This window comes from Streptomyces antarcticus, from assembly GCF_026627255.1.
Classification (GTDB): Bacteria; Actinomycetota; Actinomycetes; order Streptomycetales; family Streptomycetaceae; genus Streptomyces; species Streptomyces antarcticus.
Genome location: NZ_JAPNLM010000022.1, coordinates 135,379 through 145,949, shown reverse-complemented (window position 1 = coordinate 145,949; position 10,571 = coordinate 135,379). Strand labels below are relative to the sequence as shown.

At 73.7% G+C, this 10,571-nt stretch carries 10 protein-coding genes and 3 pseudogenes; 8 read left to right on the top strand and 5 right to left on the bottom strand.

Features of this window, described 5'->3' with window-relative positions; all coding sequences use genetic code 11:
- Positions 1–501: 501 nt before the first annotated feature.
- From OTB16_RS28645 to OTB16_RS28635, 3 genes and pseudogenes are all read right to left on the bottom strand, one after another.
- Complete coding sequence (locus OTB16_RS28645; RefSeq protein ID WP_014047008.1) at positions 502–705, bottom strand: cold-shock protein; 204 nt, start codon at positions 703–705, stop codon at positions 502–504.
- Positions 706–1,044: 339 nt separating this feature from the next.
- Entirely contained in the window at positions 1,045–1,359 is a 315-nt protein-coding gene (locus OTB16_RS28640) for a hypothetical protein (protein ID WP_267723690.1), read from the bottom strand.
- Positions 1,353–1,605 (bottom strand): annotated as a pseudogene (locus tag OTB16_RS28635) (DoxX protein); the annotation flags it as partial. The pseudogene OTB16_RS28635 and the gene OTB16_RS28640, both read right to left, overlap by 7 nt.
- A 317-nt stretch (positions 1,606–1,922) precedes the next feature.
- On the opposite strand from OTB16_RS28635, the pseudogene OTB16_RS28630 reads away from it, so the two are divergent.
- Positions 1,923–2,742, top strand: a pseudogene (locus OTB16_RS28630) (alpha/beta fold hydrolase).
- Between the two features lie 60 nt (positions 2,743–2,802).
- On the opposite strand, the gene OTB16_RS28625 reads toward OTB16_RS28630, so the two are convergent.
- Both OTB16_RS28625 and OTB16_RS28620 read right to left on the bottom strand, forming a co-directional pair.
- A complete protein-coding gene (locus OTB16_RS28625; RefSeq protein ID WP_267723689.1) occupies positions 2,803–3,078 on the bottom strand; it encodes a hypothetical protein in 276 nt (91 codons plus the stop codon).
- A 100-nt stretch (positions 3,079–3,178) separates the two neighbouring features.
- The gene (locus OTB16_RS28620) at positions 3,179–4,519 is read right to left on the bottom strand and encodes a phytase (protein ID WP_267723688.1); all 1,341 of its coding nucleotides are present in this window, start codon (positions 4,517–4,519) and stop codon (positions 3,179–3,181) included.
- Positions 4,520–4,698: 179 nt separating this feature from the next.
- Between OTB16_RS28620 and OTB16_RS28615 the strand changes: the two are divergent.
- The 7 genes and pseudogenes from OTB16_RS28615 to OTB16_RS28585 all read left to right on the top strand — a co-directional run.
- Positions 4,699–5,052: pseudogene (locus OTB16_RS28615) on the top strand (ABC transporter permease); the annotation flags it as partial.
- A complete protein-coding gene (locus tag OTB16_RS28610) occupies positions 5,038–5,685 on the top strand; it encodes a peptidase dimerization domain-containing protein (protein WP_324290891.1) in 648 nt (215 codons plus the stop codon). The pseudogene OTB16_RS28615 and the gene OTB16_RS28610, both read left to right, overlap by 15 nt.
- A 272-nt stretch (positions 5,686–5,957) precedes the next feature.
- Positions 5,958–7,082 (top strand): saccharopine dehydrogenase family protein, encoded by a 1,125-nt coding sequence (locus OTB16_RS28605; RefSeq protein ID WP_267723687.1) that lies wholly within the window; start codon positions 5,958–5,960, stop codon positions 7,080–7,082.
- A complete protein-coding gene (locus OTB16_RS28600) occupies positions 7,079–7,696 on the top strand; it encodes a TetR/AcrR family transcriptional regulator (protein WP_267723686.1) in 618 nt (205 codons plus the stop codon). Before OTB16_RS28605 ends, OTB16_RS28600 begins: the two co-directional genes overlap by 4 nt.
- A gap of 377 nt (positions 7,697–8,073) precedes the next feature.
- Positions 8,074–8,700, top strand: a complete 627-nt coding sequence (locus OTB16_RS28595) for a TetR/AcrR family transcriptional regulator (RefSeq protein WP_267723685.1) — start codon at positions 8,074–8,076, stop codon at positions 8,698–8,700.
- Positions 8,697–9,491 (top strand): LmeA family phospholipid-binding protein, encoded by a 795-nt coding sequence (locus tag OTB16_RS28590; protein WP_267723684.1) that lies wholly within the window; start codon positions 8,697–8,699, stop codon positions 9,489–9,491. Before OTB16_RS28595 ends, OTB16_RS28590 begins: the two co-directional genes overlap by 4 nt.
- A 141-nt stretch (positions 9,492–9,632) precedes the next feature.
- Positions 9,633–10,508 (top strand): DUF4394 domain-containing protein, encoded by an 876-nt coding sequence (locus OTB16_RS28585; protein WP_267723683.1) that lies wholly within the window; start codon positions 9,633–9,635, stop codon positions 10,506–10,508.
- The last annotated feature ends 63 nt before the right edge of the window (positions 10,509–10,571 follow it).

Here is a 10,571-nt window from a genome sequence, read left to right as displayed (position 1 = left end):
CCGACCCGCCCGACCCGCCGGAACCCGACGGGCTTCCGGAGCCGTACGAGCCGCCGTACGAGCCGCCGTAGGAGCCGCCGGAAGAACCCGAACCGCCACTGCGGCCCCGGGAAGAACGGTCATTGGTGCGAATGGTGCGGTTCATGCAGAACCTTCCTCGATGCGGCACGTATCGAGGAATCCCGGAAGGGAGATTCGCGAGAACGAGCCGAATGAAATACGAAAGCGAAAGCGAAAGTAAAAGCGAGTCCGTCCGGCGGTCGATTCCGCGGGAACGGGCGCTGATATCCAGCGGCGCGCTTCGGATGTGAAATCCGGGGTGCCGGCTGGGGGAAGCTCAGACGGATGGGAATCCGGAGCCCGGGTCGGGCGTGCCGTACGGGGGACAGCCCGGTATGGATCGGGGCGTGCCGTGCCGTTCGGGGAAATCTGAGCCCGGAACGCAACGAGCCGGGGCCCGCACCCCAAGGTGCGGGCCCCAGCTGCGTCTACGCGTCAGCGTCAGGCGGGAACGATGTTCTCGGCCGTCGGGCCCTTCTGGCCCTGCGCGATGTCGAAGTTTACCTTCTGGCCTTCCTGAAGCTCACGGAAGCCCTGGGCGGCGATGTTCGAGTAGTGGGCGAAGACGTCAGCGCCGCCACCGTCCTGCTCGATGAAACCGAAACCCTTTTCAGCGTTGAACCACTTCACGGTGCCAGATGCCATGTCAATATCTCCTTTGGGGCAGTACCCGGAGACCACACCGTGCGGTCTCCGTGTCGCCGCGATGATTGCCCCACCCGGAAAAATGACCGGAAATACAGAAGTGCTCCCACCGGTGCTGAACACTGGTGAGGGCACTTGAAGTTTTTGGGAACCACAACTGCAACTGAGATCGACAGTAGCACGGCAGGATGGTCCGTGCACGGTAAATCATTCGGCTCGGCCTGTTGTGGAAGAAATACTCATGGCGCCTCGTGCCGATATCTCACGCCACGGCAACAGATATTGATTGGCCCGGAACACAGCGTTTCCGTGCGGTGCGCGCAGGCCGGCCGGCCCCCCTCACAGGGTCCGTCGCACCCCCGCCGCGCGTTCCAGGTTGCGCAACTGGACGGCCAGGTCGCCTTCCACCGGGGCGTGCGCCAGCCCGCTGCGGCCGATCGGGAGCACCTGCTCGCCGCGCATGTCCTCCAGCATCAGCGCGAACGCCGCGTAGCCGCCGGTCAGCGCGACCAGCAGGCCCAGCGTCCCGGACACGTGGCCGAGCCACGGGGCGCCGGTCAGTCCGAAAGCGGCCCCGGCGGCCCACCGCGGCAGGGAGGCCACGAGGACGAACCACAGGGCCCGCTTGGGCCTCGTGACCGCGGCCGCGCCCACCCCGGGGAGTACGGGGTGAGGCCGGCGGCGGCGTCGAGGGACCAGCGGCCGGGGCCGGTCGCCGTGAGCGCGGCGGCCGTGACGACGAGGAACAGCGGGTACTCGTCACCCGTCGTTCTGCACCCACGGGCCGTGGCGCCACTTGACGGTGAGCGCCACCGTCATGACGCCGACGACCCCGGTGGCGGCGAGCGGGGTCAGCAGGCCCAGCGCGAGCAGGAGGCCGGAGCCGATCTGCCCGGCCGCCGAGGCCGCGACCGGGACGGGCGGAGCCCTCCGAAGCCTTCGCGGGCCCGGCGGCTCCGCTCACCCGGACGGCCGCGGGGCACCGGACGGACTGCCGGCGCAGAACCCGGCGATCACCCGCGCGGCCCGCGGAAATCGGCGCCACGGGACGGCGGCGCGGATTCGCGGCGCGGGTCCACGGCGCGGGTCGCCGAGTTGCCCGGCCGGGGACACGACCTGACCATCGAACGCGGCTGACAGGAGACCGCCGGCCGCGCCCGGCACCCGTACGCCGCCTCGTCCCGACCACCGCCCCCATACGACCTGAGGACGTTCCCATGACCACCTTCACCACCAGCGACGGCACCGACATCTTCTACAAGGACTGGGGGCAGGGCCGGCCCGTCGTCTTCAGCCACGGCTGGCCGCTCAACGCCGACGCCTGGGACGGCCAGCTCCGCCTGGTCGCGGAGAACGACTTCCGCGCCGTCGCCCACGACCGGCGCGGCCACGGCCGTTCCGCGCAGCCCTGGCAGGGCAACGACATGGACACGTACGCCGACGACCTGGCGGAGCTGCTCGAGCACCTCGACCTGCGCGACGCGGTCCTCGTGGGCCACTCGACCGGCGGAGGGGAGGTCGCCCGGTACATCGGACGGCACGGAACCGACCGCGTCGCCAAGGTCGTGCTGCTCGGCGCGGTGCCGCCGCTGATGCTGCGGACGGAAGCCAACCCGGACGGCCTGCCCCTGGAGGTGTTCGACGGCATCCGCGAGGGGGTCCGCCTGGACCGCTCCGAGTTCTACCGGACCCTGAGCGAGCCCTTCTACGGTGCGAACCGGCCCGGCTCGAACGTGTCGCAGGGCGCGCGACGCCTTCTGGCTGATGGGGATGCAGGCGGGGCTCAAGGCCGCGTACGACTGCGTCGCGCAGTTCTCCGCGACCGACTTCACCGAGGACCTGGGACGCATCGACGTCCCGACCCTCATCGCCCACGGCGACGACGACCAGATCGTGCCGATCGGTGCTTCCGCGCGGAAGTCGGCCACCCTGGTCAAGGGCTCCGTCCTCAAGGTCTACCCGGGCGCGCCGCACGGCCTGACGGGCGACTTCGAGCAGGCCTTCAACGCCGACCTGCTCGACTTCATCCGCGCCTAGGAGGTGGCGCCGGCGGCCGGAGTCCCCCCGCGTGCGCGCGTCGGACTCCGGCCGCCGGTTTCACGACCTCTGGGGCATGGCCTCTTCCTTGCCGTCCATCTCCAGCGTGCAGCGGGGGGTGCTCGCCGTATGGGGGAGGTGGACCCGTACCCGGAGGGGTGTCGGCGGGTCGGTGGCCAGTTCGGCGTCCAGGATCCAGCTGCCCGTGCGTGCGGCGCGGCGACCCAGTTCCTTGCCGTCGACCAGCAGCTCGATCACGTGCGGGTGGTCACCGTGCACGGTGACGGTCACCGAATGGCCGGCCCGGTCGACACTGAACTGGTGGTTCCTGGCCATGATCGTCTCCCGTCGGGCGAGTCTCGTCCCCTCCCAGTCTCCTTCTCTCCGGGCGCCCGCGCCGCGCGGGCTCGCGCCCAGTGGTGGGAACCCTCCCGGATCAGAGGCGCGCGGCGCGCGCGAGGGCGCCCAGGTCGACGAACTTGAAGTCGGTGTCGGTCCGCACCTCCCCGTCGGGTCCGGAAACCGCGGGGGTGTTGGAGCCGTCCTGGACGACCAGCAGGCCGCGCGGGAACCTCTTCCCCAGCGGTGCGCTGGTGACGGCGGCGCCGTCGCTCTCCTCGGAGCCGTCGGGCGCCCCGGGCTTCGCGCCCGCGGTGACGCGGAAGCCGCGGACGAACGCGTTGCCCCGGTCGCGGTCGAAGGCGGCGAAGGTGTCGTCGCCCTGGCTGGACGCGAGCAGGTAGCCGCCGTGCGCGGGGTGCCGCGGGTCGCGCCAGATGGTGAGGCCTTCCACGTCCGCGCTGATGTGGCGCCCGCCGAAGCCGGGGTCGGTGCCGGCGTCGCACTCCTCGGTGTCCGGGTTCCAGGTGCCGGGGACCCCGTATGTGCGGACCTTCTCGATCAGCCGGGCCGGGGAGCGCAGGCCGGCGTCGAGCTTCCAGATGCCGACGTCCTCCTGGCCCGCGTAGAGGTCGCCGGTGTCGGGGTCGACGACCATGCCCTCGATCTGGGGGAGCTCGCCGGGTTCGCCGCACGGTGACCACCGCGTGCCGTCGGGCAGGGTGAACGCGGAGGGCAGCGAGGCGGTGCGGACCGTGCGGTAGCCGACCGTGCCCCGGGCGTTCGGCGTGAGTTCGGCGAGCGCGAGGGCGGTGGCGTTCCGCCGGCTGGCGACCGCGTACGCGCGACCCGTACGGCGGTCGGTGTAGGCGGCGAGGCCGTAGGCGGTGCGCTGGTCGTTGGCCTCGTCCTGGCCGGTGGAGAACACGTGCGGGGCCGCCGTCACGTCCGTGACGTCGACCAGGGGGCCGGCGGTCCGCCCGGGGTCGATCCGGTAGACGCGCAGCTGGTCGCGGCCCCGGTCGGACACGACGGCCACGTCGTGGCGCCCGTCGGGGAAGCGGAGACCGGTGATCAGGTCGACGTTGTTGAAGCGCCCGGGCTTGTCGCCCTCCCGCGGCGGTGGCGGGGCGGGCAGGGACTGCACCTGGCGGCCGTCCAGGTCGTAGACGCGCAGGCCGCCCTCCTTGGCGGTGGCGATCACCAGGCTGCGGTCGGGGTCGTGCGCGTTGCGCCAGATCGCCGGGTCGTCCGCGTTCGCGTTGCCGCCCGCCTCGTCGTCGAAGAGGGACGGGGTCTCCACGGTGGCGGACACCTCGGGCAGCGACGGCGCGGCCGCGCGGTCCGTACGGGCCTGCACCGGCCCGGCGCTCACGGTGAGGGCCGCGATCAGCGCCGCGGCGGTGATCGTCGTTTTCCTGCCCGGGGTCACGCTCATGTTGCCTCCTGCTCGTGGAACGGATTCAGGGGCCTCGGGGACGGTCGCGCGCATCGGGACGGAGAAGCGGCCGTACTTCCAAGGATCGCGACCACTCTGGGCTACCCGCGGGTAGCCGCCACGAAGCGGACGTGACGCCGGCATGGCCGGGCAATGAACCGCACGCCCCCGCCCGGCTGCTGCTGATGCAGTGGCGGCGCGACGACCTGCTGCGGCTGATCCGGCTCACCCCGACCCCGCTGACCACCGTGCTCGCCTCCCGGTACGTGCTGGCCCTGGTCGTCGGCGTGGTGCAGGCGGCGGTGTTCAGGGGGGTGGCGATGCTGCCGCTGTTCGGGCTCGAACTGGACGGGCGCTGGCCGCTGGTGCTGCCCGCGCTGGTCCTCGGCATCACGGCGTTCCTGGCGATCGGCGTGATCGTCGGTACGTACGCCAACACGCCGGAGGCGGTCGCGGCCATCGCCAACTACATGATGGTGCCGATGGCGTTCCTGTCCGGCTCGTTCCTGCCGCTGGACATGATGCCGTCCTGGCACGTGGTGACCCGGCTCCAGTCGGTGGTGGCGCGGGAGACGGCTCCGGCCGACCAGGTGGCCGTGACGGTCGGAGCGTTCCACGCGGGCGAGCGGGCCAACGTGATCCCGGACCGGGCCGAACTGGCGCTCACGGTAAGGGCGGTGAGCGGGGCCTCGCTGGAACGGGCGGCGCGCGCGGTGGAGCGGATCGTGCGCGCCGAGTGCGCGGCGGCGGACTGCCCCAGGAAGCCGGACGTCGTACGGGTGCCCTCGTCCCCGGCCGTCACTCCGGACCCGGCCGTGACGGAGGCGGTACGCGGGGCCCACCGGGCGGAGTTCGGCGCCGAGCGGGTCGCGGCGTGGCCGGCTTCGCCGGCGACCGAGGACTTCGGGCTGTTCGGCGAGGCGGGGCGGGAGCTCCACGGTGCGTCCGGGGTCGGGCTCGGGTACTGGATGCTGGGCACGGCCGGTATGGCCGCGTGGTCCCGGGCCCGAGCGCAGGGGTCGCCCCTCCCGTCCAACCACCCCCCGGACTTCGCCCCCGACGCCCGTACCGCACTGCCGGCCGGCGTCCGGGCCCTGACGGCGGCCGCACTGTGCCGCCTCGGCGGGGCGGCCCGGGGCGGCCCCGCATCGGACGGGCGGGCGTAGGCCCGCACGGGCCCGCGCGGGGCCCCCGGTCCCGGTCTCGGGCCGGCGGGCCGCCGGGCCAGGCACGCTCGACGGCGGCCTTCCGGCCGCGTCCCCGCACCGCCGGCCGGCGCGCCGGGCCAGTCGCCCGACCGGCTCGTGAGGAACCCGTACCTGACCCCGGTGCGGCGCGCCGACGGCGAGGTCCTCGTGCGGCACGGAGCCCGGTCGCGCTACTCGCAACCGTCGGGCGGCTCGACATTTTCTAGGTCACGTGACCTATAGTCACTCTCATGAACAACGATCAGCTCATGCACGACCCCGAGGGACCGGTGCTCCTCGTCGGCGGGTACGGAACGGTGGGCGCGGAACTGGCCCGCATGGCCGCGGGAACGTGGCCCCTCCTGCTCGCGGGCCGTACGCCCGCCAGGGCCGCGGACCTGTGCCGCGAACTGGGAGCCGGCGCCCGGCGCTGGGACCTCTCCGACCCCGAGCCGTTCCAGGCCGCGGCGCGGGCCGTGGTGGGCCTCGTCAACGATCCGGACGACCGCGTGCTGCGGGCCGCCCTCGCCGGCGGGGTCCCGTACGTGGACGTGACGCGCTGGACGTCGCGGGTGCAGCGCGCGGCCGCGCTGGCCTCGCTCGGCCTGCCCGGGACGGGCCCCGCCGCGCCGGTCCTGCTCTCCTCGGGCTGGATGGGCGGCGTGGTGCCGCTGGTCGCCGCCGCGCTCGCGGAGCGCCTCGGCGGGGCCGACCGCGTGGAGACCTCCATCCGCTACGACCTCACCGACCGGGCCGGAGCCGACTCGGTGGAGTTCATGGACCGCCTCGGCGTCGACTTCGAGGTGCTCGAAGGCGGCCGCGCCAAGGCGGTCTCCCCGCTCAGCGGCGCGCGGACGCTGAGCATCGGGGACCACCGCACCAAGGTGGCCCGGATCGACACCCCCGAGCAGTTCACCCTGCCGCTGACCCTCGGGGCCCGTACCGTGACGACCCGCATCGGCTTCAGCAGCACCGCCGCCACGTCCGCCCTGGTCGGCCTGGGCCGCATCGGCTTCTTCCGGCGCGCCCGCGGCGAGCGCTGGCGTCCGGTGCGTCGGCGCCTGCTCTACGCCCCCGGGGGCGGCGGGACCGCCACCCTGCGCATCGAGGTCGAGGGGCCGGGCGGCATCCTGCGGGCCACCGTCACCGACCCGCACGGCCAGGCCCGGCTGACCGCGGTCGGAGCCCTGCTCGGGCTGCGCCGGGTGCTCGGCGCCGACGGCGCGCCCGCGCGGACCGGCCTCGCCTTCCCGGAGTCGCACCCGCTGCCGGGCACCCTGCTGCCGGCCCTGGAGGCGGCCGGCGTACGGGTCGACGTCACCGGGCGCGACATCGCCGGTCCCGTCGCGGAGACCGCCGCTGGGGCCGCCGCGTGAGTACGGCGAAGGGTTCCGCCCGGCGGGCCGAGCTCCTCGACGCCGCCGAGCGCACGCTGGTCGGCGGCGGCCACGGCGCGTTGTCCGTACGCGCCGTGGCCGAGGCCGCCGGAGTGCGCCTCGGCCACCTCCAGTACTACTTCCCCACGCGCGACAGCCTGCTCGAAGCCGTCCTCGACCGCCTCCTGCGCCGCTCCCTGGACCGCCTCGCCGAGGTCGCCCCGGGCCTGGACGGGGGCGAGGGGGCGGAGCCGGTCCCCCTGGAGCGGATGATCGAGCTGCTGCTCGCCGAGCAGAACGACCCCGGGCTGGTACGGCTGTTCGTCGAACTGTGGGCCCTGGCGGCCCGGGACGAGGCGGTCGCCGCGGCCGTCCGGGCGTTCTACGGGCGCTACGCGGACCTGGTCGCCGAACAGATCCGCCTCCACCTGCCCGGCCTGCCCGAGGCGGATCGGCGCGCGCGGGCGGAGGCGTTCATCGCGCTGCTCGAGGGCAGCGCGCTGATGCGCTCGGGCATCGCGGGCACCCCGTCGCCCGCGACGGACGCCCTGATCTCCCGGACCGCGTTCGCCCTGGTCCGCGACCCCTCGGCGTCCGGAGGTCCCGGGGCCTGACCCGCGCCCGCCGGAAGCCGGCCGCCCGCTGGGAGCCGGCCGCCCGCCGGGGCCCGGCCCGGCCCGCCGTCCGGCCCGCCGTCCGGGCCCCGGCGGGCCGGGTCTCACACGAAGGTGAGCCCGCAGGCGGAGAGGCCGAGGAGGGCCACGGCGACGGTCATCGCGGCGGCCAGGACCGCGTGGCGCTGGTGGCGGTGGTCCGGCCGGCGGCCTCGACCGGATCGCGGCCGTCGAGGAGGTCGGGCTGCGGCAGGGGTTCGGGCAGGGCGGCGGACACGGCGACTCCGGGGAAGTGGCAGGACCGCCAAGGGACACTGGGTCACAAGTGGCAGTGGTGCCAATTGACACGTCTGCCGTCATGGGTGAGGGTGTACGCCATGGCACCCGAGAACCCCCTGCCTGGCCTGCGGGAACGCAAGAAGGAGCAGACCCGTCGCGCCCTGCGTGCGTGCGCGGCCGCCCTCTTCGCCGAGCGCGGCTTCGCAGGCACCACGGTCACCGACATCGCGGCGGCGGCGAACGTGTCGGAGCGCACGTTCTTCCGCTACTTCGAGAGCAAGGAGTCCCTGCTGCTGCCGGACAGCGCGGAGCTGTTCGCGTTCGTCGAGGCGGCGCTGACCGTACGACCGCTGGACGAGGACCCCCTCGAGGCGGTGTGCCAAGCCCTGACGGAGGCCGCGGTCCCGTACGCGCAGAGCACCCTGACGGGACTGACCCACTCGCTGGCGGGCACCGAGAGCCAGGGCCTGATCAGGACCCGGCTGACGCAGGCGTTCGCCGAGTTCGAGGACCGGCTCAGCCTCCTGGTGCTGCGGCGGCTCCCCGACGACATGCCCGACGCCGACCTGTACGCCATGGTGGTCGCATGCTCCGCGCTCTCGGCCGCCCGCGCCGTGCTGCGCACCCAGCGGGCCCGCCGTGAGGCCGGCACCGCCGCAGACGCGGCCCCGCTCCTGCCCAAGGCCTTCGCCATCCTCGCCCGGAACGGAACTCCCGCACTGTGAAGCCCCGCCGCAAGACGTTGGTCATCACCGCCGCCTGCCTCGTCGCGGCGACGGTCGCCGCCACCGCCACGGACCTCGTGGTCCGGAGCCGGGTCGAGGAGCGCGTCGTGTCGGCCGCGAGCTGCCGCCTCCACGCGAGGGGGCCGGTCACCGCGGAACTGGACAGCTCCTTCGCCGGGTTGCGCGCCCTGACCGGGAGCGTCGGTACCGTTCGCGTCAAGGCCGAGGGAGTCCGGCGGCAGGGCACGGAGATGGACGTCGAGGCCGTCTTGGAGGACGTGACCCGGGACGGCGCGGGCGCGGGCGGCACCGCCGAGGCCACCGTGCCCTACAGCGGACTACAGAATCGTCTCGGCGGAGGCGGCGGAGGCGGCGAAGGGAGCGGCGGCGGGGACGCGGCCGCCGGGATGACCGTGGGGTCGGACGGGAAGAACCTCGTCCTCTCCGGGTCCGCCGGGGACCTGGGCCTGCCCGTCACCGTCAGGACGACCCTGTCGACCACGGCCGACAGTCTCACCGTCACGCCCGCCACCATCGGGGTCTTCGGCCGGGACATACCGGTGGACCGGGTGTCCTCGCTGCCGGGCGCCTCCGCTTTCACCGACCGGCTCGCACCCCGCACCGTCCGCCTCGACGACCTCCCGGCGGGGGTCGAACTCACCGGGGCGCACGCCGGGGGGGCCGGACTCGTACTCTCCTTCTCGCTGAACGAAGAGACCTTGGGACGCTCGGGCGGAACCGGCGGCTCCGGCGGGCCGGCCGCGGCCGACTGCTCCGCCGGCACCGCGTAGACCGGCAGCGGGGCGGCGCCGCCCGCTGGGCCGTTGGAGTGGACTCGGGCGGCGGTCCACATCCGGGGGCGGGCCCGCTCCGAAGCCTGTGAGACCTCGCCCGGTTCCGGGCGGGGGTACGCACGTCTCCGAAAGGTGAACATGCTTACTCGCAGCACTGTCATCGCCGTCTCCGCCGTCCTCGCCGCCGTCTGCGCGGCCCCGGCCCTCGCGACGGCCGACACCGGAAGCACCCGCGAGGCCGCGCCGGCCATGGCGCACGCGGACCTGCGGGCCGTCGGTCTGACGGCTGACCAGCGGCTGGTGGAGTTCGACGTCGACAGTCCGTCCAAGACCTTCTCGATCGGCAAGGTATCCGGCCTGCGGGGCGACACCAAGCTGGTGGGCATCGACTTCCGCGTCCAGAACGAGCGGCTGTACGGCGTCGGCGACCGGGGCGGCGTCTACACCCTCAGCACCACCAACGCCAAGGCCGTGAAGGTCTCCCAGCTCACCGTCGCCCTGTCGGGGGCGCAGTTCGGCGTCGACTTCAATCCGGCCGCGAACCGGTTGCGGGTCATCTCCGACACCGGGCAGAACCTGCGCCACAACATCGACGACGCCGCGGCCCCGCTCGGCACCACCGTCGACGGCACCCTGACCAACCCGACCATGCCGCCGTCCACCGCGACGGGCGTCACCGGAGCCGCGTACACGAACAACGACCTGAACGCCGCTACGGCCACGACCCTGTTCGACCTGGACACCGCGGCAGACCGGATCTCGCTGCAGTCCCCGGCCAACGCGGGCACCCTCGCGCCCACCGGCAACCTCGGCGTCAACGCCGCGCCGAACGCCGGCTTCGACATCTACTACTCCGTCAAGACCGGCGTGAACAGGGGCTTCGCCACCATCGGCGCCGGCGGCTCGTACGGCCTGTACGAGATCAACGTGCTGAACGGCAAGGCGACCGGGCGCGGTACGTTCCCGGCCCGGCAGCAGGTCACGGACATCGCGCTGCCGCTGAACCAGGGCTAGCCGTGAGCGCACGTCCGCGGGCCGGGACTCCGACGGGAGTCCCGGCCCGCGGGCGTGTGCCGC

Excerpts from the sequence above, each read along its gene's own strand:
- OTB16_RS28605 (WP_267723687.1), top strand. The coding sequence starts at position 5,958 with ATGAACAACGATCAGCTCATGCACGACCCCGAGGGACCGGTGCTCCTC.
- OTB16_RS28645 (WP_014047008.1), bottom strand. The coding sequence starts at position 705 with ATGGCATCTGGCACCGTGAAGTGGTTCAACGCTGAAAAGGGTTTCGGT.
- OTB16_RS28595 (WP_267723685.1), top strand. The coding sequence starts at position 8,074 with ATGGCACCCGAGAACCCCCTGCCTGGCCTGCGGGAACGCAAGAAGGAG.
- OTB16_RS28610 (WP_324290891.1), top strand. The coding sequence starts at position 5,038 with ATGATGCCGTCCTGGCACGTGGTGACCCGGCTCCAGTCGGTGGTGGCG.
- OTB16_RS28620 (WP_267723688.1), bottom strand. The coding sequence starts at position 4,519 with ATGAGCGTGACCCCGGGCAGGAAAACGACGATCACCGCCGCGGCGCTG.
- OTB16_RS28585 (WP_267723683.1), top strand. The coding sequence starts at position 9,633 with ATGCTTACTCGCAGCACTGTCATCGCCGTCTCCGCCGTCCTCGCCGCC.
- OTB16_RS28625 (WP_267723689.1), bottom strand. The coding sequence starts at position 3,078 with ATGGCCAGGAACCACCAGTTCAGTGTCGACCGGGCCGGCCATTCGGTG.